Origin of the sequence: Streptomyces sp. NBC_00005 (assembly GCF_045160215.1) — a bacterium.
Taxonomy (GTDB): Bacteria; Actinomycetota; Actinomycetes; order Streptomycetales; family Streptomycetaceae; genus Streptomyces.
On the sequence record NZ_CP108316.1, the window covers coordinates 5,633,363 to 5,655,306 of the forward strand.

Annotated in this window: 23 protein-coding genes; 11 read left to right on the forward strand and 12 right to left on the reverse strand. The window is 70.1% G+C overall.

Annotated elements, in window-relative coordinates:
* Positions 1-16: 16 nt before the first annotated feature.
* The 3 genes from OG303_RS25860 to OG303_RS25870 form a co-directional block, all read right to left on the reverse strand.
* Positions 17-514, reverse strand: a complete 498-nt coding sequence (locus tag OG303_RS25860; RefSeq protein ID WP_405871249.1) for a hypothetical protein — start codon at positions 512-514, stop codon at positions 17-19.
* A 252-nt stretch (positions 515-766) separates the two neighbouring features.
* A complete protein-coding gene (locus OG303_RS25865) occupies positions 767-973 on the reverse strand; it encodes a hypothetical protein (RefSeq protein WP_405871251.1) in 207 nt (68 codons plus the stop codon).
* A 162-nt stretch (positions 974-1,135) separates the two neighbouring features.
* Positions 1,136-1,612, reverse strand: coding sequence for a MarR family winged helix-turn-helix transcriptional regulator (locus OG303_RS25870; protein ID WP_405871252.1), 477 nt, complete (start codon positions 1,610-1,612; stop codon positions 1,136-1,138).
* Between the two features lie 116 nt (positions 1,613-1,728).
* Here OG303_RS25870 and OG303_RS25875 point away from each other — a divergent pair, with 116 nt between their 5' ends.
* The 10 genes from OG303_RS25875 to OG303_RS25920 all read left to right on the forward strand — a co-directional run bounded on the left by OG303_RS25875 (position 1,729) and on the right by OG303_RS25920 (position 13,478).
* Complete coding sequence (locus OG303_RS25875; RefSeq protein WP_405871254.1) at positions 1,729-2,121, forward strand: HGxxPAAW family protein; 393 nt, start codon at positions 1,729-1,731, stop codon at positions 2,119-2,121.
* Positions 2,122-2,181: 60 nt separating this feature from the next.
* Positions 2,182-3,057, forward strand: coding sequence for a DUF2797 domain-containing protein (locus OG303_RS25880; protein WP_405871255.1), 876 nt, complete (start codon positions 2,182-2,184; stop codon positions 3,055-3,057).
* 86 nt (positions 3,058-3,143) lie between these two features.
* Positions 3,144-3,617, forward strand: coding sequence for a hypothetical protein (locus OG303_RS25885; RefSeq protein ID WP_405871256.1), 474 nt, complete (start codon positions 3,144-3,146; stop codon positions 3,615-3,617).
* Between the two features lie 80 nt (positions 3,618-3,697).
* Positions 3,698-4,582, forward strand: a complete 885-nt coding sequence (locus OG303_RS25890; RefSeq protein WP_405871257.1) for an amidohydrolase family protein — start codon at positions 3,698-3,700, stop codon at positions 4,580-4,582.
* Between the two features lie 243 nt (positions 4,583-4,825).
* On the forward strand, positions 4,826-5,566 hold the full coding sequence (locus OG303_RS25895; RefSeq protein ID WP_019054929.1) for a response regulator transcription factor: 741 nt from the start codon (positions 4,826-4,828) through the stop codon (positions 5,564-5,566).
* Positions 5,563-7,212, forward strand: a complete 1,650-nt coding sequence (locus OG303_RS25900) for an ATP-binding protein (RefSeq protein ID WP_405871258.1) — start codon at positions 5,563-5,565, stop codon at positions 7,210-7,212. The genes OG303_RS25895 and OG303_RS25900 overlap by 4 nt, the downstream gene beginning before the upstream one ends.
* A 14-nt stretch (positions 7,213-7,226) precedes the next feature.
* The gene (locus OG303_RS25905; protein WP_405871259.1) at positions 7,227-8,732 is read left to right on the forward strand and encodes a glycosyltransferase; all 1,506 of its coding nucleotides are present in this window, start codon (positions 7,227-7,229) and stop codon (positions 8,730-8,732) included.
* A complete protein-coding gene (locus OG303_RS25910; RefSeq protein WP_405871260.1) occupies positions 8,729-10,975 on the forward strand; it encodes an ArnT family glycosyltransferase in 2,247 nt (748 codons plus the stop codon). The genes OG303_RS25905 and OG303_RS25910 overlap by 4 nt, the downstream gene beginning before the upstream one ends.
* Before the next feature lie 104 nt (positions 10,976-11,079).
* Entirely contained in the window at positions 11,080-12,573 is a 1,494-nt protein-coding gene (locus OG303_RS25915; RefSeq protein ID WP_405871261.1) for an MFS transporter, read from the forward strand.
* A gap of 146 nt (positions 12,574-12,719) precedes the next feature.
* Positions 12,720-13,478, forward strand: coding sequence for a TetR/AcrR family transcriptional regulator (locus OG303_RS25920; RefSeq protein WP_405871263.1), 759 nt, complete (start codon positions 12,720-12,722; stop codon positions 13,476-13,478).
* On the opposite strand, the gene OG303_RS25925 is transcribed toward OG303_RS25920, so the two are convergent.
* The 4 genes from OG303_RS25925 to OG303_RS25940 form a co-directional block, all read right to left on the reverse strand.
* Positions 13,479-13,949 (reverse strand): PPOX class F420-dependent oxidoreductase, encoded by a 471-nt coding sequence (locus tag OG303_RS25925; RefSeq protein WP_405871265.1) that lies wholly within the window; start codon positions 13,947-13,949, stop codon positions 13,479-13,481.
* Between the two features lie 54 nt (positions 13,950-14,003).
* On the reverse strand, positions 14,004-14,825 hold the full coding sequence (locus OG303_RS25930) for a YceI family protein (RefSeq protein ID WP_405871266.1): 822 nt from the start codon (positions 14,823-14,825) through the stop codon (positions 14,004-14,006).
* A gap of 135 nt (positions 14,826-14,960) precedes the next feature.
* On the reverse strand, positions 14,961-17,492 hold the full coding sequence (locus OG303_RS25935; protein ID WP_405871267.1) for an MFS transporter: 2,532 nt from the start codon (positions 17,490-17,492) through the stop codon (positions 14,961-14,963).
* A gap of 13 nt (positions 17,493-17,505) precedes the next feature.
* Positions 17,506-18,006, reverse strand: a complete 501-nt coding sequence (locus OG303_RS25940; protein ID WP_405871268.1) for a MarR family winged helix-turn-helix transcriptional regulator — start codon at positions 18,004-18,006, stop codon at positions 17,506-17,508.
* 195 nt (positions 18,007-18,201) lie between these two features.
* Here OG303_RS25940 and OG303_RS25945 point away from each other — a divergent pair, with 195 nt between their 5' ends.
* Positions 18,202-18,402 carry a hypothetical protein gene (locus OG303_RS25945; RefSeq protein WP_405871269.1) on the forward strand — a complete coding sequence of 67 codons (201 nt, stop codon included), beginning with the start codon at positions 18,202-18,204 and terminating at the stop codon, positions 18,400-18,402.
* 10 nt (positions 18,403-18,412) lie between these two features.
* Here the strand turns inward: OG303_RS25945 and OG303_RS25950 are convergent, their stop codons facing one another.
* The 5 genes from OG303_RS25950 to OG303_RS25970 all read right to left on the reverse strand — a co-directional run bounded on the left by OG303_RS25950 (position 18,413) and on the right by OG303_RS25970 (position 21,891).
* Positions 18,413-19,120 (reverse strand): hypothetical protein, encoded by a 708-nt coding sequence (locus tag OG303_RS25950; protein WP_405871270.1) that lies wholly within the window; start codon positions 19,118-19,120, stop codon positions 18,413-18,415.
* Positions 19,121-19,179: 59 nt separating this feature from the next.
* Positions 19,180-20,094, reverse strand: coding sequence for an RNA polymerase sigma factor SigF (locus OG303_RS25955; RefSeq protein WP_405871271.1), 915 nt, complete (start codon positions 20,092-20,094; stop codon positions 19,180-19,182).
* A 246-nt stretch (positions 20,095-20,340) separates the two neighbouring features.
* Positions 20,341-21,204: an RNA polymerase sigma factor SigF gene (locus OG303_RS25960; protein ID WP_405871272.1), complete on the reverse strand. Its 864-nt coding sequence runs from the start codon at positions 21,202-21,204 to the stop codon at positions 20,341-20,343.
* A gap of 204 nt (positions 21,205-21,408) precedes the next feature.
* A complete protein-coding gene (locus OG303_RS25965) occupies positions 21,409-21,702 on the reverse strand; it encodes a Dabb family protein (protein ID WP_405871273.1) in 294 nt (97 codons plus the stop codon).
* A 12-nt stretch (positions 21,703-21,714) separates the two neighbouring features.
* Entirely contained in the window at positions 21,715-21,891 is a 177-nt protein-coding gene (locus tag OG303_RS25970; RefSeq protein ID WP_405871274.1) for a hypothetical protein, read from the reverse strand.
* Positions 21,892-21,944: the final 53 nt, after the last annotated feature.

Consider the following 21,944-nt stretch of genomic DNA (forward strand, 5'->3'; position numbering starts at 1 on the left):
TTCTTGCGTCGTTCCGTCAGGCGTAGGTCCAGCGCCACGAGTTCGAGCTGTAGGCGCACTTGATCGTCGCGCCGCTCGCGGTGGTCGTGACGGACCCGTGGTCGCTGTTCCGGCAGAACTGTCCCGCCGCATAGCAGTTGCCCGCGTTGGAGACGATCGAGCACGTGCCGGTGCTGTCCCCGCCGCTGCTCTGGCTGCCGCTCTGGGTGTGGGCGGCCTTGGCGGCGGCTGTCTTGGTGACGGTGACCGTGGGGCGGGGCGTGGCCTTGGCCTTGACGGTCTCGGTGACGGTCGGACCCGGCTCGGGCGTGGCCGTCACGGTCGAGGTGATGGTCGTCGCGGGCTTGACCTTGGCCTCGACGGGCTGCTGTCCGCTGCTCCCGGTGGCCGCGATGACCACACCCGCGATGAAGAGTCCGGCGCCGCCGAACCACACGCGAGGGCGTCTGCGCAGGGGCCGGGTGTCGGGCGGGCGCGGCGTCGGCGGTATGGGTGCGGTGTACGGGTTGGTCATGGCGTCCCCCTGGTGTTTCGGAGGAAATGACCGTAGTGCCGGGCGCGTTGGCATGTGAAGGATCTGTGAGGTAGGTGATCGTCCTGTGACTTTTGCCGGTTCCGGGAGCTACCTGGACAAGCGGCTGCAGTTACGCGCCCTGCCGAGTGCGCACGGACGAGAGGCCCCGGGGGATCCTCCCGGGGCCTCTTGCGTGAGGGCTGCTGCGTTGGTTCAAGTCGGCCGGGGCGGGGCCCGACCGGACGTACGAGTTCAAGCTGCCGCCTCGGCCAGGCGGTGGAACGCCTGCGTGGTGCTGGGGTGCGCGATCTCGTCCAGGACGTGTCGCCACTCGGGGTCGGAGAGGTCCGGGTGGGCCAGGTCCCAGGCGGTGAGGAGAGGGGCGAGTTCGCTCTCGTGAGGGACCTTGGCCTGGTTGCCCATGGTGGTGCTCGGCTGGGAGGAATGCAGCGGCTTCATGGGAGTTCCCTTCGGAGAGCGGCTGGAGCTGTGGGATCCGTTGGCTTCTACGATGCCGCCACCTCCCTGTCGCCGCCATGAAGCGGACTACCGGATGGAGGGTGCAGGTGGCTGTACCCCGAAGGGGGTTGTCCTCCCCCCTCCCCTCCCTCGACGGCGCCGTCAGTCGGTCCGGCAGTGCTCCTCCAGATAGTCCGCGGCCAGTGCGCTCGCCCGCGTGAACCAGTCGGTCAGGACGGCGATTTCGTCGGGGGAGTAGTCGGCGAAGAGTTCGTTCAGGCGGGCGTAGTACGGCTCGTAGACCTCGCGGACGCGGGCCTCCGCGTCCGGAAGCGCCGCCACGCGGACGCGGCGGCGGTCGGTCGGGTCGGGGCGGCGGGTGACGTAGCCCGCGCGTTCCAGGCGGTTGAGGATTCCGGTCACCGCGCCCGTCGTGACGTGGGCGCGGGCTGCCAGGTCGCCGGCGGTGAGCAGGTTCTCGCCGGCCTCGATGACGTAGGCGAAGCAGGTCAGGTCGGTGACGTTCAGGCCGATTTGCTGGGCCATCTCCTGCTGGCCGATCAGGCTGGTCGCGATGAGGTGGTCCATTGCCGACAGCGCCTGGGCCGGGGTGGCGGTCGGGCGCGGCTTGGCTTGCATTCCGGATTCCCTAATTCCCTTAGATCGTGAGAGGTTTATAGGCTAAATTTCTTACGTGGTGAGGGATCCGGGCTTCAGGTTCCTGGATCCCGGTCGTCCTTTGGGGAGGCGGGCACGTGAGCGCACACCAGTATGACGAGGGGCACACGGTCGCAGGCTGGACCGGTTTCGTGGTCGCGACCGCGGGGGCCGTGGTGCTGGGGCTTGGAGTGTGTACGGCGTCGGTGACCACGCTGGCCGGAGGGCTCGCGATCGTGGTCGTGAGCGTCCTGGTCACCTGGGCGCTGCACCTGACCGGTTGGGGCAAGCCGCCGGGGCGGCGGCCCAGGGAGCAGTGGGGGTGGCGGGTGCGGGACCTTGCGGCGCGGGACGGGCATGCCGGGTGTGTCGGGTGCCGGCTGGCCGGGCGCGGGCGAGGGGTGGAGCGTACGGCGGAGGCGTACGGCGTCGTGGTCGCGGCCCGCGGCGGGGAGCCGGAGCCCGCCGCAGCAGGTGAAACCGGCCGCTGACCTGGGCGCACCACCCGCGCGGGACCCGGTTGTCAGTGCCGCCCTCTACTCTCGAAGGCAATGGCACAGGCATGGAAGTGCTCGGGGCTGCGATGGTCGGCGGACGGTCCCGTGCTGGCGTGGGACGGCGGGCGGCGCAGCGCGCTGACCTGGGGGAAGCGAGTGGCCTTCGGGGTCGCGGACGGGGGTGTGCGGACGTGTGTGGGAGCGCGGGGGCATGCGTGTCCGGTGCGGGCGGTCGTGTCGGGGCGGAGTACGGGGGCGCGGTGCGAGGAGTGTGCGCGGCTGGACCGGGCGCACTCCGTGGCCGCCGACACCATCGCGGACGACCCGCGGCCGTACCACGTATATCTGGCGTGGTTCGGGCCCGGCATGCTCAAGGTCGGGATCACCGCCGAGGAACGGGGCTCCGCGCGGCTGCTTGAGCAGGGCGCCGTGTGCTTCAGCTGGCTGGGCCTGGGACCGCTGATGGCCGCCCGGCGCACCGAGGAGCTGCTGCGCGCCGCGCTCCAGGTGCCGGACCGGATTCCGTACGCCGAGAAGCGGGCGGTGCGGTCCGGGCTGCCGGCGTCGCAGGCGGAGCGTGCGGCCGAGGTCGAGGCGCTGCATGCGCGGGCCGTGGGGCTGGTTGGCTGGCCGGAGTCCTTGCAGCGGGAGCCGTGCCAAGTCGTCGATCATGTCGGGGTGTTCGGGCTCGACGGGCTGCCGTCCGCCGGTGGTGAGGTGCGCGAGCTGGTCGCCGGCGGCTCGGTCGGCGGCGAGCTGGTGGCGGCCGCCGGGCCGGACCTGCATCTGCTGACCGGGCGCGGGGTCTTCGTGCTCGACACGAGGCTGATGACCGGGTGGGAGATCGTGCCCGTCGGGGGCGAGGGTGCGTTCACGGTCCCGGTGCGGGAGTTCGGGGAGGCCGCGGGGGTGCAGGACGGGTTGTTCTGACCCGTTGGGGTCCTGCCGAGCGTCCGTGTTCCGTCGGGTCCCGCCCAACGTCCCTCTTCCGTCGGGGTTCGAGGCGAGGAGGTGCGGTGGACGTCACCGTCCAGTGGATCAGGACGAGTTGGACGAAGCAGTCCCGTGGCGGTGAGGCTGCCGTGCGGAGGAATGCCGCTCCGGTCGGCTTCGCCCTGCCGCACGGGACGGGGCCCGACGCGCACACGGTGCGGATGCATGAGCGGGACGGGTTCACGCCGTACGACGGCCGGGCGGAGGTGCGGCATGTCGACGTCCAACTCCGGGAGAGAGACGGGCGGTTGAGGGTCCTGCCCCGGGTGGAGCCGCTGTTCGGGCTGCCTCCGCGACCCCGGCGTCCTCCGGCCGTGCGGCTCGTCCCGGGGCAGTGGGTCCGCTGGCAGCTCAACTACCGGTTCAGCAGCATGGCCGGCATGCAGGACTGGTCGTACTGGCTGGACACGTTCAACATCGGTTACGGGCCGGTCGCCGCCGACGTGTTCCTCGGCGATCCGACCTTCCATGTGGACGAGCAGGGGCCGCTGCGGTGAGGGGGAAGGAGCGGGCGGGGGCAGGAGGCGGGTCCGGCACGCGGCCGGGGTCGAGCACAGCCGAGGGTTCGAGAGGGCGCATGACTGAAACGACGGAGACGGACGAGGTCCGGCGGTTCTGGGAGCGGCTCGGGCTGCCGGGGCTCGTCGATGTGCACACGCACTTCATGCCCGAGCGCGTCCTGCACAAGGTCTGGGGCTACTTCGACGCGCTCGGCGAGCTGACCGGCGGCGTCGAATGGCCGATCACCTACCGGAAGGAGGAAGAGGAACGGGTCGCGCTGATAAGGGAGTTCGGCGTGCGGGGCTTCACCGCCATGCTGTATCCGCACAAGCCCGGCATGGCGCAGTGGCTCAACAGCTGGGCGGCCGACTTCGCCCGTCGTACGCCCGACTGTCTGCACACCTGCACCCTCTTCCCGGAGCCGGGAGTCGAGGCCTACGTCCGGGAGGCGATCGAGGCAGGCGCCCGCGTGTTCAAGGCCCATGTGCAGGTGGGGGCGTACGACCCGGCGAGCGAGCTGCTCGACCCCGCGTGGGGGGTGCTCGCCGAGGCCGGGATTCCGGTCGTCGTCCACTGTGGCTCCGGGCCCGCGCCCGGCAAGCACACCGGGCCCGAGCCGATCGCACGCGTGCTGGCCAGGCATCCCCGGCTGCGCCTGGTCGTCGCGCACATGGGGATGCCGGAGTACGAGGACTTCCTCGACCTGGCCGAGCGGTACGGCGAGGTGCGGCTGGACACGACGATGGCGTTCACCGACTTCAGTGAGCGGTTCGCGCCCTTCCCGCGCCGGGCACTGCCCCGGCTGGCCGCCCTCGGCGACCGGATCCTGCTGGGCAGCGACTTCCCCAACATCCCGTATCCGTACGTCCACCAGCTGCACGCCCTGGAGCGGCTGGGGTTCGAGGAGGACTGGCTGCGGGCCGTTTGCCACGACAATGGGGCGCGGATGTTCGGGCTGTGAGGGTGGTGAGGGCGGCGAAGGCGCCGGGTGTCCGCACCGCCGCGCCCGCCACGCGTCACACAAACCCCACAGGTCGGCTTTACGCCGTGATCATCACGGACCGGGGAGGATGGGCTCCTGAGCGGCGCGGCAACCGTGGGCAAGAGATTCCCAAGGGTTCCCTGAGAGGTCCCTGTGCGTTTCTTAGGGAAATCACAGGTTGTCGAAAGCGTGCTCTCAGAGGATCCCGACAGTGTGTCTGCCATGACCACGACCTCGCCCCAGGGGCGCACCGAACTGCTGAGGCCGGACGGGAGCCCCGTCCGAGTGCTCGTTGTGGACGACGAACTGTCGATCACGGAACTGCTGTCCATGGCCCTTCGCTACGAGGGCTGGCAGATCCGCAGCGCGGGGGATGGCACGGGTGCCATCCAGACCGCGCGCGAGTTCCGGCCCGACGCCGTCGTTCTCGACATGATGCTGCCGGACATGGACGGGCTGACCGTCCTCGGGCGCATGCGCCGCGAACTCCCGGACGTCCCCGTCCTCTTCCTGACCGCCAAGGACGCGGTCGAGGACCGGATCGCGGGCCTGACCGCCGGCGGCGACGACTACGTCACCAAGCCGTTCAGCCTCGAAGAGGTCGTCGCACGGCTGCGTGGGCTGATCCGCAGGTCCGGTGCCGCCGACCGCCGCTCCGACTCCGTGCTCGTCGTCGGTGACCTCACCCTCGACGAGGACAGCCACGAGGTGTCGCGGGCCGGAGAGGGCATCCACCTCACCGCCACCGAGTTCGAGCTGCTGCGCTTCCTGATGCGCAACCCGCGGCGCGTGCTCAGCAAGGCGCAGATCCTCGACCGTGTGTGGTCGTACGACTTCGGTGGGCAGGCCAATGTGGTCGAGCTCTACATCTCGTATCTGCGCCGGAAGATCGACGCCGGCCGGGAGCCGATGATCCACACCCGGCGTGGGGCCGGTTACCTGATCAAGCCTGCCGCGTCATGAGCGGACGACGACGACCGCGTACGCAGAAGCGACGAGCGGGACAGCCGCGCACCCTGCGGGCGCGGCTCGTCGTCGCTTCCGTGGTGCTGATCGCCGTCGTGTGTGCGGTGATCGGCACGGTGACGACGCTGGCGCTGCGGTCGCATCTGTACGACCAGCTGAACAGCCAGTTGACGGAGGTCTCCGGGCGGGCGGCCGGATTCGGGGGGCCGATCGGCGGTGACCCCGGCCAGAAGAACTCCGACCAGAAGACCACCGGCCAGAAGACCACCGGCCAGAAGACCCAGACCCTCAACCTCAGTGAGTTCGTCAAGCACGGCCCGCAGCCCGAGCGCTCGATCATCGCCAAGGTCCAGAACGGCCAGATCACTGACGCCAAGATCGGCGAGAAGTCGGACGAAGTCACCGACGACGTCAGCGGGATGCTGGCCAACAACCTGAGCGAGGCGGCGCGCACCTCGCTCAACACCGCCTCCCAGGACGGCAGCATCCACACGGTGGACGTCACTGGGCTGGGCACCTACCAGGTCAAGTACGTCACCAGTGTCAACGGTGCCTACTACGTCGCCATCCCCACCGCCGCCACCGACAGCACCATCAACACCCTCATCATCGTCGAGGTCAGCGTCACCGCCGCCGGCCTGGTCGCCGCCGGGATCGCGGGCTTCGTACTGGTTGGTGTGGCGACCCGCCCCCTGCGCCGCGTCGCTTCCACCGCGACCCGTGTCTCCGAACTCCCCCTGCACACCGGTGAGGTGAACCTCAGCGAGCGGGTCCCCGAGTCCGAGACCGACCCGCACACCGAGGTCGGCCAGGTCGGTGCCGCGCTCAACCGGATGCTGGACCACGTCCACGGCGCCCTGCACTCGCGTCAGCAGAGCGAGATGCGGGTACGGCAGTTCGTCGCGGACGCAAGCCACGAGCTGAGGACGCCCCTGGCCTCCATCCGCGGGTACGCCGAGCTGACCAGACGCGGCAGAGAGCAGGTCGGCCCCGACACCCGGCACGCCCTCGGCCGTATCGAGTCCGAGGCGGGCCGGATGACGCTGCTCGTCGAGGACCTCCTGCTGCTCGCCCGGCTGGATGCCGGACGGCCGCTGCAGTTCGAGCAGACCGACCTCATCCCGCTGGTCGTCGACACGATCAGTGACTCCCGCGCGGCCGGCATGGACCACAACTGGCGGCTCGACCTGCCCGACGAACCGGCCCTCGTGTCCGCGGACGCGGCCCGGATCCAACAGGTGCTGATCAACCTGCTCGGTAACGCCCGCAAACACACCCCGCCGGGGACGACCATCATCGCGCGCGTGCAGCGGCGTGGCCCGTGGATGTGCGTGGACGTCGAGGACAACGGCCAGGGCATCCCGCCCGAGCTGCTCCCGCACGTCTTCGAGCGGTTCGCGCGCGGCGACTCCTCGCGCTCCCGTGCCTCCGGTTCGACCGGACTGGGGCTGGCGATCGTGCAGGCCGTCGCGACCGCACACGGCGGTGCCGTGACCGTGGACAGCGTTCCGGGACGCACGGTGTTCACCGTGCATCTGCCGGCGCTTGCCCCGCAGCTGCCCAGCCCGGCCCCCGAAACGAATTGGCAATCGCACTCACAGGCACAGCACAGTGCCACCACATGGGTGCAACAGGGCGCTTGACCAGAGTCGTTGTCATGCGAACCGACTCTTCTCCCGGCACCCTGCCGGCGCGGGAGCACCTCCCGGCCGGCGACGCCGGTACGCCTGTCCTGGACGTAGTGATCCCCGTCTACAACGAGGAGAAGGACCTCCAGCCGTGTGTGCAGAGACTGCACGACCATCTCAAGCGCACCTTCCCGTACGCCTTCCGCATCACGATCGCGGACAACGCGTCGACGGACACCACCCCACAGGTGGCTGCGCGGCTGGAGGCGGAGATCCCCGAGGTCTCCAACTTCCGACTGGAGCAGAAGGGCCGGGGTCGCGCCCTGCGGACGGTGTGGTCCGCTTCGGAGGCGCCGATCCTCGCCTACATGGACGTGGACCTGTCGACCGACCTCAACGCACTGCTGCCGCTGGTGGCGCCGCTGATCTCCGGCCACTCGGACCTGGCGATCGGCTCCCGGCTGGCCCGCTCCTCCCGCGTGGTACGCGGTCCCAAGCGGGAGTTCATCAGCCGGGCGTACAACCTGATCCTGCGCGGCTCGCTGCAGGCCCGCTTCTCCGACGCACAGTGCGGCTTCAAGGCGATCCGGCGTGACGTCGCCCAGGTGCTGCTGCCGATGGTCGAGGACACCGGCTGGTTCTTCGACACCGAGATGCTGGTCATCGCCGAGCGCGCGGGGCTTCGTATCCACGAAGTGCCCGTCGACTGGGTCGACGACCCGAACTCCACGGTCCACATCGTGAAGACGGCGACCGAGGACCTCAAGGGGGTGTGGCGCGTGGGCAAGGCCCTGGCCTCCGGGTCGCTGCCGCTGGACCGGATCACCCGGCCGTTCGGCGACGACCCGCGGGACCGCGAGATCCAGGACGTGCCGAAGGGGCTGGCCCGCCAGCTCGTCGGGTTCTGCGTCGTCGGCGGTCTGTCGACCCTCTTCTACCTGGTGCTCTACAGCCTCTTCCGGCAGTTCGGCGGCTCGCAGGTCGCCAACGCGCTGGCCCTGCTGGTCTCCGCGGTCGCCAACACGGCGGCCAACCGGCGCCTCACCTTCGGGGTGCGCGGCAGCGGCGGCGCCGTCCGTCACCAGGCCCAGGGCCTGGTCGTCTTCGGTATCGGCCTCGCCCTGACCAGCGGTTCGCTCGCCGCCCTGAACGCGGCGACGTCCGACCCCGCGCACTCCACGGAGCTGGCGGTCCTGATCGCCGCCAACCTCGCGGCGACGGTCCTGCGCTTCCTCCTCTTCCGCGCCTGGGTCTTCCCCGACCGGCAGGACAACCAGCCGTCCACGGTGGTGGCCTCGCACACCCCGTCCTCGCCGACCTACTCCACGGCCCCGTACCCGCAGCAGTACCAGCCGCAGGCGCACGAGCAGCACTCCCCGCTGCCGCAGCGGCCGATGGCGTACCCGAACGTGCACCAGAACTACGAGACGAACCCGTTCCGCGCCGGTGAAGTCGCGGACCGCAGCTGGGAGGACGCCACCATGCATCTGCAGCCGGTGCGCCCGACCGACACCGATCCGAGGGACGCCCGATGACCACCCACTACGACCAGTCGACCTACGAGGGGGGATCCGCTCCCTCCTCCTGGGGGCCGCAACCGACAGCGAGTGACACGGCCGTGCAGGCGCCGGCCGCCCCGGCTCCCGAGTCGGGCGAGCCCCGGCAGCCCTTCGTCCGCAGACTGTGGCGCGGCCGCCCCGAGGACCCCCGCTGGGTGCGCCCCGCGTTCTGGGGCCTGCTGCTCGCCACCGCGGCGCTCTACTTCTACAACCTGAGCGCCTCCGGCTACGCCAACTCCTTCTACTCGGCGGCCGTCCAGGCCGGCACCAAGAGCTGGAAGGCGATGTTCTTCGGCTCGCTGGACGCGGGCAACGCCATCACCGTCGACAAGCCCTCGGCCTTCATGTGGCCGATGGAGATCGCGGCCAGGATCTTCGGCCTGAACTCGTGGACGATCCTCGGCCCCGAGGTCCTCATGGGCCTCGGCACGGTCGCCGTCGTCTACGTCTCCGTGCGCCGCCGCTTCAGCCCCGCGGCCGGCCTGATCGCGGGCGCCGTGCTCGCGCTCACCCCCGTCGCGGCGCTGATGTTCCGGTTCAACAACCCGGACGCGATGTTGGCGCTGCTGATGGCGGTGGCCTGCTACATGGTGGTCCGCGCCGTCGAGGACGGCCGTACCAAGTGGCTGCTGTGGGCCGGTGCCGCGATCGGCTTCGCGTTCCTCGGCAAGACCCTGCAGGCCTTCCTGATCCTTCCGGCGCTGGCGTTCGTGTACGCGATCTGCGCGCCGGTGTCGCTGAAGAAGCGCTTCGGGCAGCTGGCCGCGGCGACGGTCGCGCTGGTGGTCGCCGGCGGCTGGTGGGTCGCGATCGTCGAGCTGTGGCCCGCGTCCTCCCGCCCGTACATCGGCGGTTCGCAGAACAACAGCTTCCTCGAGCTGACCTTCGGCTACAACGGCCTCGGCCGCCTGAGCGGCGACGAGACCGGCAGTGTCGGCGGCGGCGGCGGTGGTGGCGGCACCGGCATGTGGGGCGAGACCGGCTGGAACCGGATGTTCAACTCCGAGATCGGCAGCCAGATCTCCTGGCTGCTGCCGGCCGCGCTGATCCTGCTCGTCGCGGGCCTGGTGGCCACGCGCAAGTACAGGCGGACGTCCGTGACCCGCGCCTCGTTCCTGGTCTGGGGCGGCTCGCTGCTGCTGACCATGGTCGTCTTCAGCTACATGGCGGGCATCTTCCACCAGTACTACACGGTGGCCCTCGCCCCCTACATCGCCGCCGTGGTCGGCATGGGCTCCGCGCTCCTGTGGGAGAAGCGGAAGGAGATCTGGGCGTCCCTCACCCTCGCGGCAGCGGTCGTGGCGAGCGCCGCCTGGGGCTATGTGCTCCTCAACCGGACCTCGGACTACCTGCCCTGGCTGAAGTACCTGGTCCTGGTCGGCGGCCTGCTCGCCGCCCTCGGCCTGATCTTCGCGGGCCGGATCAACCGTCAACTCGCCCTCGGGGCGGCGGCCGTGGGCATCCTGGCCTCGCTGGCCGGCCCGACCGCGTACACCCTGTCCACCGTGAACAGCGCGCACACCGGCTCCATCGTCACGGCCGGTCCGGCCGGCGCGAGCATGATGGGCGGCGGCGGCCGGGGCGGTCCCGGCGGCGGCGGTGGCATGGGCGGCGGTATGCCCGGCCAGAAGGGTCAGCAGAACCAGCAGGGCGGGCAGAACGGCAACAGCCAGGGCCAGGGCCAGAACCAGCAGAACGGCAACGGCTTCCCCGGCGGCGGCATGCCCGGCCAGAACCAGCAGAACGGCAACGGGAACTCCCAGGGCCAGGGCCAGAACCAGCAGGGCGGCATGCCCGGTGGCCAGAGCTCCGAGGGTGGCGGCATGGGCGGCGGCGGTGGCGTCGGCGGCCTGCTCAACGGCGCGAGCGTCTCGTCCCAGGCCAAGAAGCTGCTGGAGACGGACTCGTCCAAGTACACCTGGGTCGCGGCGGCCATCGGCGCGCAGAACGCGGCGAGCTACCAGCTCTCCACCGGCGACGCGGTGATGGCGATCGGCGGCTTCAACGGCACCGACCCGTCCCCGACGCTGGCGCAGTTCAAGAAGTACGTGGAGGCGGGCAAGATCCACTACTTCATCTCGTCCGGCACCGGCGGCGGCATGGGCGGCAGCAGCACCGGCACGTCCTCGCAGATCACGTCGTGGGTCGAGAAGAACTTCAAGAAGGTGACGGTCGGTTCGTCCACCTTCTACGACCTGACGCAGAAGGCGAGCAGCTGACAGCCGGCTGAGCGGGGGAAGGGCGGTGACCACGGTCACCGCCCTTCTTCATGGCTCCGTATCTTCGTTGTACGGTGTATGGGAACTGCTTTACGGTGTACAGCATGACGACGTCCCCCCAGAGCCGGCCCCAGGGCCACCCCCAGCGCTGGCTGATCCTCGGTGTCATCTGTCTCGCGCAGCTCACCGTGCTGCTCGACAACACCGTCCTGAACGTGGCGATCCCCTCCCTCACCCGGGAACTGCACGCGGCCACCTCCGACATCCAGTGGATGATCAACGCGTACTCGCTCGTGCAGTCCGGTCTGCTGCTCACCGCGGGCAGCGCGGCCGACCGCTACGGCCGTAAGAAGATGCTGGTGGTGGGTCTGGCGCTGTTCGGCATCGGGTCGCTGGTCGCGGGTCTGGCCGACTCCACGCCCCAACTGATCGCGGCGCGGGCGGGGATGGGCGTGGGCGGCGCCCTGCTCATGACCACCACGCTCGCCGTGGCGATGCAGATCTTCACGCCCGAGGAGCAGCCGAAGGCGATCGGTATCTGGGCGGCGGTCAACTCCCTGGGTTTCGCAATCGGCCCCCTGCTCGGCGGCTTCATGCTGAACCACTTCTGGTGGGGTGCGATCTTCCTGATCAACCTGCCGGTGGCGGCGCTGGGCCTGGTGGCGGTCGTGACCCTGGTCCCCGAGTCCAAGAACCCCTCCGGCGACCGCCCCGACCTGCTCGGCGCGCTGCTCTCCACGATCGGCATGAGCGCGCTGGTCTTCGCGATCATCTCGGGCCCGTCGCACGGCTGGACCTCGGGACGGGTGCTGCTCAGCGCGGCCGTCGCGGTGATCGTCCTGTCGCTGTTCGCGTACTGGGAGAACCGGATCCCGTACCCCATGCTCGACCTGCACTTCTTCAGGAACCGCAGGTTCACGGGCGCGGTCGCCGGCGCGGTGCTCATCACCTTCGGCATGGGCGGCTCGCTCTTCCTGCTCACCCAGCACCTGCAGTTCGTGCTCGGGTACGGCCCCCTGGAAGCGGGCCTGCGCACCGCGCCGCTCGCCCTCACCATCGTCGCCCTCAACTTCACAGGCGTGTCGGCGAAATGGATGGCGAAGCTGGGGACGCCCGTCTCGATCGCCCTGGGCATGCTGCTGATGTCGGCGGGGCTGGTGGCCATCGCCGTGCTGACCTCCGGCGGCTACGCCGGCACCCTGCTCGGGCTGCTGCTCATCGGCGCCGGCGGCGCGATCGCCAGCCCGGCCATGGCGCACGCGATCATGAGCGCGATTCCGCCCGCGAAGGCGGGAGTCGGGGCGGGGGTCAACGGGACGCTGGCCGAGTTCGGCAACGGGCTGGGGGTGGCCGTGCTGGGGGCGGTGCTCAACTCCCGCTTCGCGGCGGGGATTTCCGTGGCGGCGTCGTCGTTGCCCGCGGCGCTGGCGTCGGCGGGGTCGGCGCAGGAGAGGGGACGCATCACGGACGCGTTCTCGTCCGGACTGGAGAGCAGTCAGTTGGTGGGCGCGTTGGCCGTGTTGCTGGGCGGGTTGGTCGCGGCGGCGTTGCTGCGGAGGGCTGAGCGGGCAGACTCGGAGGTGGTGGTCGCCCAGTAGCTCGGGCGGGGCGGTTCGTCGCGCGGCTGCGGCTGGTATGTGGCTTGTCGCGCCCCCGCTGCGGAGTCACAGAATGTCACCGCCCCCGCGCCTCTCACGGGGCGCTCAGCATGACCGGCATTCAGAGGATCTAGGAAGGTGCGCCAATGGTGAGGGCAGCCGAGCGGGCCGCGCGGACCAGTGTGTGGCTGGAGGGCAAGGTCCGTCGGGGAGGCCGCGGTGCCGGGCAGCCGTCCGGGCTGGACCGGGACCGGATCACCGAGGTCACCGTCCGCCTCCTGGACGCGGAGGGGCTGGCCAAGTTCTCCATGCGCCGGCTGGCCGCCGAGCTGAACGTCACCGCGATGTCCGTCTACTGGTACGTCGACACCAAGGACGACCTCCTCGAACTCGCCCTGGACGCGGTCATGGGCGAGCTGGGCCTGCCCGACCCGGACGCGGACGAGGACTGGCGCGACCAACTGCGCGCGCTGGCCCGGGAGTACCGCTCGCTGCTGGTCCGCCACCCCTGGCTGTCCCCGGTGGCCGGCACGTTCCTCAACATCGGCCCGAACAACCTGGCCTTCTCCCGCGTCGTGCACCGCGTCATCCGCCGGACCGGGCTGCCCACACACGGTCTGGCGGCCGCCATCTCCGCCGTCTTCCAGTTCGTGTACGGCTTCGGCACCATCGAGGGCCACTTCATCGCCCGCTCCACGGACGTGGGCATGACCCCGGACGAGTACTTCCAGAACGCCATGAGCACCGTGACGCAGGCCCCGCAGACCGCCGAGATCGTCAAGGAGTCCGAGGACATCATGGCGGCCCGGGGCGGCGACACGGTCGAGGAGATGTGGGAACGGGACTTCGGCTTCGCCCTCGACCTGCTGGTGGCGGGGATCGAGGCGATGGTGACCCGGGGCTGACTACTCTCCGGGGACCAGCCGTGCCGGGAAGCCGCCCGTCGCCACCGGACCCCACTTCTGGGGCGTGACCCGGATGATCGACTTGCCCTGCTTGACCATGGCCGCCCGGTACTCGTCCCAGTCCGGGTGCTCACCGGCGATGTTCCGGTAGTACTCCACCAGCGGCTCGACGGACTCCGGCGGGTCGATGACCTCGGCGGTGCCGTCGATCTGGACCCAGGGGCCGTCCCAGTCGTTGCTCAGCACGACGAGGCCGACCCGCTCGTCCCGCTTGGCGTTGCGGGTCTTGGCCCGCTCCGGGTAGGTGGAGACCACGATCCGCCCCGCGTCGTCGACACCGCAGGTCAGCGGCGAGGCCTGGGGACCGCCGTCGGCCCTGCGCGTGAGCAGGATGGCGCGGTGGCGGGGTCGTACGAAGTCCAGCAGCTCGTCGAGGGAGACGCGGGTGTTGCTCGCGATGTTCGGTGCCATGGCGCCAGCCTAGGCGTACGGGCGCCTCTCAGCCTGCCCCTGCCGTGCCCACCCTCACGCCTGTGGCAGCGACTCCCCCTGCACCGCCTGGATGTCCAGCTCCACCTTCAGCGTCGTGCCGATCGCGGCGATGCCCGCCTGGAGCACCTGGTTGTAGTTCATGGCGAAGTCCTCGCGGCGCAGTTCCGTCGTCGCCCGGAACGCGGCCCGGGTGCCGCCCCAGGGGTCGGAACCGGTGCCGAGGTACGCCAGTTCCAGGTCCACCGGCCGTACGACGCCGTGCAGCGTCAGCTCCCCGTGCACCGTCCAGCGGTCCGCCCCCGCCGCCGTGAGACCGGTCGAGCGGTAGGTGATCTCGGGGTACTTCTCGGCGTCCAGGAAGTCCGGCGAGCGCAGATGGTCGTCCCGCATGCCGTTGCCCGTGTCGATGGACGCCGCCCGGATCACCGCCTCCACGCGGGACTTCTCCACCTCGTCCGGGGCGATCTCGACCCGTCCGGCGAAGTCGGTGAACCGCCCGTGCACGCTGGAGATCCCCAGGTGCTGGGCGACCGCGCCCACCGAGGAGTGCGCGGGGTCGATCGTCCAGGGTCCGGGCGGCGGCAGCTCCGTGCCGCCCTGCCGGGCCAGCGTCACCGCCCCGAGCTCGGCCCGTCCGCTCGCGGTGACGAGCGCGCTGGAGGCGACGGGCGCGTACCCGACGGCCGTGACGATGACGGTGTACGCCCCCGGCGCGAGCGCGGTCGTGTCCCGTACGGCCCCCTCGGCGTCCGTCTCCGCGCGCAGCACCTGGGTGCCGGTCATGTCGGTCACCGTGACGACCGCGTGCGACACGGCCCATCCGTCCCGCGTACGGATCTTCGCGGTCAGTCCCATCCCGTTTCTCCCTGCAGAAAAGCCTGAACAGCCTTGAGAAGCCTACAAATTGGTCGTAAAGGAACCGGCCCGTGGCGCCGGGCGCGCACCTCCGCTCGAAGCGCGCACGCCGTCCGCCACGGGCCGGGGTTCGAACTACTCGCCCGGGTGGGCCAGTTCGATGTCGTGGTCGTCGACACCGTGGCCGTTCACCGTCAGCGCCGTCGCCACCGGGGCGTAGCCCGTCGCGATGACCGTGTAGTCGCCGCTGTTCAGGTCGGTGAAGGCGTACGCCCCGTCCGTACCCGTGGTGGCGGTGCCGACCACGTTGCCCGCCGCGTCGACGAGCGTGACCCGCGCGTCGGCCAGCGGCCCGTGCGGCGCCCGTACGACGCCCTGGAGCTGGGCGCCCGAGTCGAGGTCGACCTCGATCCGGGTGACTCCGGTGCCGCCCACCTCGACGGGCAGGGCGCGCGGCCGGTACCCGGCGGCGTTCACCGCGACGGTCACGGCACCCGGCACCAGCTCGGCGAAGGAGAACTCGCCCTGCTCACCGGTGGCCTGGGTGGCCAGCAGATCCCCGCGCACATCGGTCACGATGACCATCGCGTCCTTGACGGGCAGCGTGGTCTCCACGGACCGCACCACACCGCTCAGCCCGCTGGTGCCGCTGAGCAGGATGTCGTACGACACCGGCTCACCGTTGACCACGACCGTGGACGCCTGCGGCTGGAACCCGTCGGCGGAAGCGATCAGGACGTACGAACCCGTGCCCGGCGCGTCCACCGCGTAGGAGCCGTCGGCCTGCGCGACCGACCGGCCCAGCTGCCGTCCGGCAAGCGAGATCAGCGTGACGGCGGCCTGCGGTACGGGCGCGCTCTCGTTGCCGCGGACGAAGCCGCGGACCGGGGTGCCGCCGGAACCGGCCGACTCCTCGGGCCGGGCGAGGGTGGCCACGGCGGACAGCCGCTGCGTGCCGTCGGCGGCGGCCTCGATGTCCGACACGGCCCAGCTCGGGACCTTCTCGGCGGCAGCCGGATCCGCAGCCTCGGCGGCGGCCGGAGCGGCCTCCGCAGCCGGCGTCTCGTCCGCGCTCGCGGCCTGCGCCAGGGCGCCCTTGGTCCGCAACGGGACCTCCTTGATGAACAGGGTGATCAGGAAAGCGAAGGCCGCGAGGCCGCCGGCGATGAGGAAGACGTCGGCGATGCCGTGGCCGTAGGCGCTCTCCATGAGGGTGCGGATCGGCGCCGGCAGCTTGCTCAGGTCCGGGATGGTGTCGGTGGACGAGCTGGAACCGGACAGGGCCGCCTGGTACTTGGGGTCGAGGGCGGAGATGCCGTCCGACACGTAGTGCGTGATCCGGTGGGCCATCACGGCGCCCAGCGCGGAGACGCCGACCGCACCGCCGAGGGAGCGGAAGAAGGTGACCGTCGAGCTGGCCGAGCCGAGGTCGCTCGGGTCGACCTGGTTCTGGGTGCACAGCACCAGGTTCTGCATCATCATGCCGATGCCGAGACCCAGCAGGGCCATGAAGATGGCCATCTTCCAGTAGTCCGTGTCGTACCGGATGGTGCCCAGCAGGCCCAGTCCGGCGGTCACCAGGACCCCACCGCTGACCAGCCACGCCTTCCAGCGCCCGGTGCGGGTGATGAACTGCCCGGAGACGGTGGAGGAGACGAAGAGCCCGCCGATCATCGGGATCGTCATGACACCCGACATCGTCGGCGACTTGTCGCGGGCCAGCTGGAAGTACTGGCTGAAGAAGACCGTGCCGGTGAACATCGCGACACCGACGAACAGCGAGGCCAGCGACGCGAGGGTGATGGTGCGGTTCTTGAACAGGCGCAGCGGGATGATCGGCTCGCGCACCTTGGACTCGACCAGCACGAAGATCAGGCCGAGGACGATCGAACCGCCGACCATCGCGTACGTCTGCCAGGAGATCCAGTCGTACTTGTCACCGGCGAAGGTGACCCAGACCAGCAGCAGCGAGACGGCGGCGGCGATGAAGAACGCGCCGCCCCAGTCGACCTTCACGTCCCGCTTCACGACCGGCAGGTGCAGGGTCTTCTGCAGCACGATCAGCGCGATGACGGCGAAGGGGACACCGACGTAGAAGCACCAGCGCCAGCCCAGCCACGACGTGTCGGTGATGACACCGCCGAGCAGCGGGCCGCCGACGGTGGCGACGGCGAAGGTCGCGCCGAGGTAGCCGGAGTAACGCCCGCGCTCGCGCGGGGAGATCATCGCGGCCATGACGATCTGGGCGAGGGCGGACAGACCGCCGACGCCGATGCCCTGGACGACACGGCAGGCGATCAGCATGCCGGCGTTCTGCGAGAGCCCGGCGGCCGCAGACCCCAGCACATAAATGACCAGGGCTATCTGGACGAGCGCCTTCTTGCTGTAGAGGTCGGCGAGCTTGCCCCACAGAGGGGTGGCCGCGGTCATCGACAGCAGGGCGGCGGTGACGACCCAGGTGTAGGCGGACTGGCCGCCGCCGAGGTCGCTGATGATGTGCGGGAGGGCGTTGGTGACGATCGTGGAGGACAGGATCGCCACGAACATGCCGAGCAGCAGCCCGGAGATCGCCTCCATGATCTGCCGGTGCGTCATCGGGGCGTACTCGGCGGAGCCTCCCCCGTGCTTGGCATGAGCCCGCACACCGGCTGGTGTGGTCGTTGCCATGGGCTTCCTTCTCTTAAGTGCTTGCGGGTGTACGGGTGGTCGGTTCGAGTTCGAGTGCGGGGGGCGGGAGCCGGGGCGGTACGCCGCGGCCGTCGTCGAAACTGGCCCGCAGCCGCGCCATGAGCCGCGCGAGCTGGGCGACTTCCTCGTCGCTCCAGTCGCTCAGTCGCTCGGTCAGCAGCTGTGTGGTCCGCTCGGACAGTGCCTCGAGGCGGGTCAGGCCCGCGGGCGTGAGGTGCAGGATCCGGGAGCGCTTGTCCGCCGGGTCGGGGGAGCGGTCGATCAGGCCGCGGTCGGCGAGGTGCGCGACATGGCGGCTGGTGACCGACATGTCCACGGAGAGCAGCTCCGCGAGCCGGCTCATCCGCATGTCGCCGTAGCTGCCGAGAAGGGTCAGTACGGCGGCGCTGCCGCTCGGGCAGTCGGACGGCAGAATCCGCCCCAACTCCCTCTTCACGGCACCGAAGGCGCTGAACTGACGCATCAGCTCCTCGTACTGCGCCCGCTCGGCCATGACACCTCCCACATTCGTTGCTTGGGGCAACCATAGAAGTTGTTGGTTGCTGAAGGCAAACAAAATGGGGTGGCTACGGTACAAAAACTTGGCAAAGGCAAGTATTGCGAACGTAAACACGCAGGTGGGGGTGGTTACCCGTGCGAGCTGCCCCCCACTTGGGCCACACCCACCGATTCGCTAGGGTCTCGGGCTATGGCTAACCCCCAGGGCCCCCAGGGCAACAACGACCCCGCAGGCAGCACCCAGATGTTCCGCGCGTTCGTCGACGAGGGCCCGCAGGGCCGTCGGCAGCAGCAGGCGCCCGCTCAGTCGGGTCCCCGCATCGGTCTGATCGTCGGCATCGTCGTCGCCGTCGCGATCGTGGCGGCCGTCGCCTGGCTCGCGCTGAAGTAAGGGTGTACCGCTACTTCCACTGGACGGCGACGTCCCGCGTCTCGATGTGCATGCCGAGCGGCACGCGCCAGGCGTCGACGCACACCGTCCAGGTCTTCTCCTTGCGCGCCCCGGCCCCGATCGGCGCCGGAAGCGCCACGGCCGACTCGACCGTCCCCCAGTCGAGACCCAGCGCGCCGATGACGTGCGTCCCGAAGGTCACCTCGCCCGAACGCACCGCGGTCCCCCCGGTGTTGCGGAAGGCGACGGTCACGTCCTCGCACCACCGCTCGTCCGTGGCCTTCCGCACCGGCTCGCCCCAGGCCAGGGCGGCGGGGCCGACGGGCGCCGCAGGGCTGGGAGTTGGCTTCGCGGACGACGAACCCCCGGCCGTACGACCGGACTTGGCGCCCTCGGCTGAAGGAGCCGGGCCGTTGCCCGTACCCGCCGGGACCTGCGGGGCGCTGACCGTATCGCCGCCGCCCGCAGGGGAGTTGCTCGCGCCGGAGCCCCCGCTCTCCCCCTGATCCCCGTCGAGCGGCACCAGCGTCACACTCCCGGTCGGCTTCACCGCCGCACCGGAGACCCGGGGCGTACCGCCCGCCGGGCCCACCGCGACGTATCCGCCGCCCCTGTCACCGCCCCCGCACGCGGCCAGCACCGCGCCCAGGCAGACGACGGCCGCCGACGCGCCGATCACGGCGCCTCGACGGCCATGTGTCCACGTCGTCCGAAGCATCGCGCCATGGTGGCTGACACTCCGTCAAATAGGAACCCTCGGGCGACTCCTGAAGGACCTCAGTCGGAGATGAGCCCCTCGCGCAGCTGCGCCAGCGTCCGGGTCAGCAGGCGGGAGACGTGCATCTGGGAGATGCCGACCTCCTCGCCGATCTGCGACTGGGTCATGTTGGCGAAGAAGCGGAGCATGATGATCTGCCGCTCGCGGGGCGGCAGTTTGGCCAGCAGCGGCTTGAGGGACTCGCGGTACTCGACGCCCTCCAGGGCGGTGTCCTCGTAGCCGAGGCGGTCCGCGAGGGAGCCCTCGCCGCCGTCGTCCTCGGGGGCCGGGGAGTCGAGCGAGGAGGCCGTGTACGCGTTGCCGACCGCGAGACCGTCGACCACGTCCTCCTCGGACACGCCCAGCACGGCAGCGAGTTCGGGGACGGTCGGGGAGCGGTCCAGCTTCTGGGAGAGCTCGTCGCTGGCCTTGGTGAGGGCCAGGCGCAGCTCCTGCAGCCGGCGCGGCACGCGCACCGACCACGAGGTGTCGCGGAAGAACCGCTTGATCTCACCGACGACCGTCGGCATCGCGAACGTCGGGAACTCCACGCCCCGTTCGCAGTCGAAGCGGTCGATCGCCTTGATCAGGCCGATGGTGCCGACCTGGACGATGTCCTCCATCGGCTCGTTGCGCGAGCGGAAGCGGGCGGCCGCGTAGCGCACCAGCGGGAGGTTGAGCTCGATCAGGGTGTCCCGGACGTACGCGCGCTCCGGGCTGTTCTCCTCGAGTGCGGCGAGCCGCAGGAAAAGGGAGCGGGACAGGGTGCGGGTGTCGATGTTCGCCGAGTCCGGCAGAGCCGGGAGCTCAGCGGCCGGAACGGCCGGGGCCGGTGCGGCCTCGACGGCTACGAGGTCGTCGAGTACGGCGTCGGCGGGCGCGGACTCGCTCTTTGTGAGCGTGAGCACCTTCGAGCTGCCCTTGTCTGCGGACATGCCACCCCCTCTGGGTCGCGGGACGGTCGTGGCCGGGACTCCCCTGACGAGGAGTTCAGCCTTCACCTGAATACCGGAGCCGAAGCCCCGGCAAACGCGCTTGGGGAAGAATGTCACATGTCGGCAACACGCTGTAGTGACATGTCGACATGTGAGATACGAATCGGCCCTGGAAAAAGGGGGTCTGATGCTTTTTCAGCGCAGACCTGTCGGGAACAGCCCTGGTGAGCGATTCGCTCTCACCGGTTACGCCTCGATCCTGTTTGCGGATCGCAGCCGCTGGAAGCTACGCGCGAGTAGCCGCGACACATGCATCTGCGAGACACCGAGTTCCGCACTGATTTGCGACTGGGTGAGGTTGCTGTAGTAGCGCAGGAGAAGGATTCTCTGTTCCCGTTCCGGGAGTTGTACGAGGAGATGCCGGACGAGGTCCCGGTGCTCGACGCCGTCCAGGGCCGGGTCCTCGTAACCGAGCCGGTCGAGCAGCCCGGGCAGCCCGTCGCCCTCCTGGGCGGCCTCCAGGGAGGTCGCGTGGTACGACCGCCCGGCCTCGATGCAGGAGAGCACCTCGTCCTCGGTGATGCGCAGCCGCTCGGCGATCTCGGAGGTCGTCGGGGTGCGTCCGAAGGAGGTCGTCAGGTCCTCGGTCGCACTGTTGACCTGTACCCACAGCTCGTGCAGCCGGCGCGGGACATGGACCGTGCGGACGTTGTCCCGGAAGTATCGCTTGATCTCGCCGACGACGGTCGGCATCGCGAAGGTCGGGAACTGCACGCCCCGGTCCGGGTCGAAGCGGTCGATCGCGTTGATGAGCCCGATGGTGCCGACCTGGATCACGTCCTCCATCGGCTCGTTGCGGGAGCGGAAGCGGGCGGCCGCGTAGCGCACGAGCGGGAGGTTGGCCTCGATGAGCGCCCCCCGCACCCGGATGTGCTCCGGCGTGCCCGGCAGGAGCCCCTTGAGCTCACCGAAGAGCACCTGCGTGAGGGCCCGGGTGTCGGCGCCGCGGCTGCGCGGCTGCGGAGTGGCTTCCGGGGCGGCTGCAGGCGCCGGGGTGGCCGGAGGGACCGAGGCGGCCGGAGGGGCCGGAGCTGCCGGAACGGCTTCCATGGGCAGTGCTTGAGGCGCAGTACTGGCCGGCACGGTCAACTCCGCCTCGCAATCGGTCAACGAACCCGTCAAAAGCGGTCATAGCATCACAAGAGATGTGCACTGTGCGCAAGCACCGCATAACGCCGTGTTGAGGCCAAGTTGGGGCATAAGACGCAGAAAGGCCCTCCGCCGTTCCCGGCGAAGGGCCCCAGAAGGTCCGCCTCAGTACTCGTAGTCGGCGATCACCCAAGTGGAGAACTCCTTCCACAGCGTGACGCCCGCCTGGTGCTCCGGGTGCTCGACGTAGCGCCGCAGCGCGGCCGCGTCGTCGAAGCCCGAGTTGATGGCGAAGTCGTACGCGATGGGGCGGTCGCTGATGTTCCAGCCCAGTTCCCAGAAGCGGATCTCGGGGATCTTCCCGTCCAGTGACCGGAAGGCCTCGACGCCCTCCACGACGCGCGGGTCGTCGCGCTCGACGCCCTCGTCGAGCCTGAAGAGGACGAGGTGGCGGATCATGTGCGCTCCTAGCTAGTGGGCCCCGTTGGCGAGCCAGGTGAAGAAGTCGCCGATCGCCTTCGCGGCGTCCGATATGCCCTCGAACCCTATCTGGACGTAGTCGGCCGCCTTGGCCGGGTCCGTAATGATCAAATACAGCGCGAAGACCACGACCACATAGACGGCGATCTTCTTCGCATTCACCGCCATCGCGGCCTCCCCTGTCACTGTTGCCCCAACGACCGCACATGATCGCACGACAA

What these genes read in the sequence shown, in the direction of transcription:
- OG303_RS25925 (WP_405871265.1), bottom strand. Translation starts at nt 13,949, where the DNA reads ATGGCACCGAACATCGCGAGCAACACCCGCGTCTCCCTCGACGAGCTG.
- OG303_RS25950 (WP_405871270.1), bottom strand. Translation starts at nt 19,120, where the DNA reads ATGCTTCGGACGACGTGGACACATGGCCGTCGAGGCGCCGTGATCGGC.
- OG303_RS25905 (WP_405871259.1), top strand. Translation starts at nt 7,227, where the DNA reads ATGCGAACCGACTCTTCTCCCGGCACCCTGCCGGCGCGGGAGCACCTC.
- OG303_RS25945 (WP_405871269.1), top strand. Translation starts at nt 18,202, where the DNA reads ATGGCTAACCCCCAGGGCCCCCAGGGCAACAACGACCCCGCAGGCAGC.
- OG303_RS25930 (WP_405871266.1), bottom strand. Translation starts at nt 14,825, where the DNA reads ATGGGACTGACCGCGAAGATCCGTACGCGGGACGGATGGGCCGTGTCG.
- OG303_RS25940 (WP_405871268.1), bottom strand. Translation starts at nt 18,006, where the DNA reads ATGGCCGAGCGGGCGCAGTACGAGGAGCTGATGCGTCAGTTCAGCGCC.
- OG303_RS25965 (WP_405871273.1), bottom strand. Translation starts at nt 21,702, where the DNA reads ATGATCCGCCACCTCGTCCTCTTCAGGCTCGACGAGGGCGTCGAGCGC.
- OG303_RS25915 (WP_405871261.1), top strand. Translation starts at nt 11,080, where the DNA reads ATGACGACGTCCCCCCAGAGCCGGCCCCAGGGCCACCCCCAGCGCTGG.
- OG303_RS25895 (WP_019054929.1), top strand. Translation starts at nt 4,826, where the DNA reads ATGACCACGACCTCGCCCCAGGGGCGCACCGAACTGCTGAGGCCGGAC.
- OG303_RS25870 (WP_405871252.1), bottom strand. Translation starts at nt 1,612, where the DNA reads ATGCAAGCCAAGCCGCGCCCGACCGCCACCCCGGCCCAGGCGCTGTCG.
- OG303_RS25865 (WP_405871251.1), bottom strand. Translation starts at nt 973, where the DNA reads ATGAAGCCGCTGCATTCCTCCCAGCCGAGCACCACCATGGGCAACCAG.
- OG303_RS25900 (WP_405871258.1), top strand. Translation starts at nt 5,563, where the DNA reads ATGAGCGGACGACGACGACCGCGTACGCAGAAGCGACGAGCGGGACAG.
- OG303_RS25880 (WP_405871255.1), top strand. Translation starts at nt 2,182, where the DNA reads ATGGCACAGGCATGGAAGTGCTCGGGGCTGCGATGGTCGGCGGACGGT.
- OG303_RS25890 (WP_405871257.1), top strand. Translation starts at nt 3,698, where the DNA reads ATGACTGAAACGACGGAGACGGACGAGGTCCGGCGGTTCTGGGAGCGG.
- OG303_RS25910 (WP_405871260.1), top strand. Translation starts at nt 8,729, where the DNA reads ATGACCACCCACTACGACCAGTCGACCTACGAGGGGGGATCCGCTCCC.
- OG303_RS25955 (WP_405871271.1), bottom strand. Translation starts at nt 20,094, where the DNA reads ATGTCCGCAGACAAGGGCAGCTCGAAGGTGCTCACGCTCACAAAGAGC.
- OG303_RS25960 (WP_405871272.1), bottom strand. Translation starts at nt 21,204, where the DNA reads ATGGAAGCCGTTCCGGCAGCTCCGGCCCCTCCGGCCGCCTCGGTCCCT.
- OG303_RS25860 (WP_405871249.1), bottom strand. Translation starts at nt 514, where the DNA reads ATGACCAACCCGTACACCGCACCCATACCGCCGACGCCGCGCCCGCCC.
- OG303_RS25970 (WP_405871274.1), bottom strand. Translation starts at nt 21,891, where the DNA reads ATGGCGGTGAATGCGAAGAAGATCGCCGTCTATGTGGTCGTGGTCTTC.
- OG303_RS25920 (WP_405871263.1), top strand. Translation starts at nt 12,720, where the DNA reads ATGGTGAGGGCAGCCGAGCGGGCCGCGCGGACCAGTGTGTGGCTGGAG.
- OG303_RS25935 (WP_405871267.1), bottom strand. Translation starts at nt 17,492, where the DNA reads ATGGCAACGACCACACCAGCCGGTGTGCGGGCTCATGCCAAGCACGGG.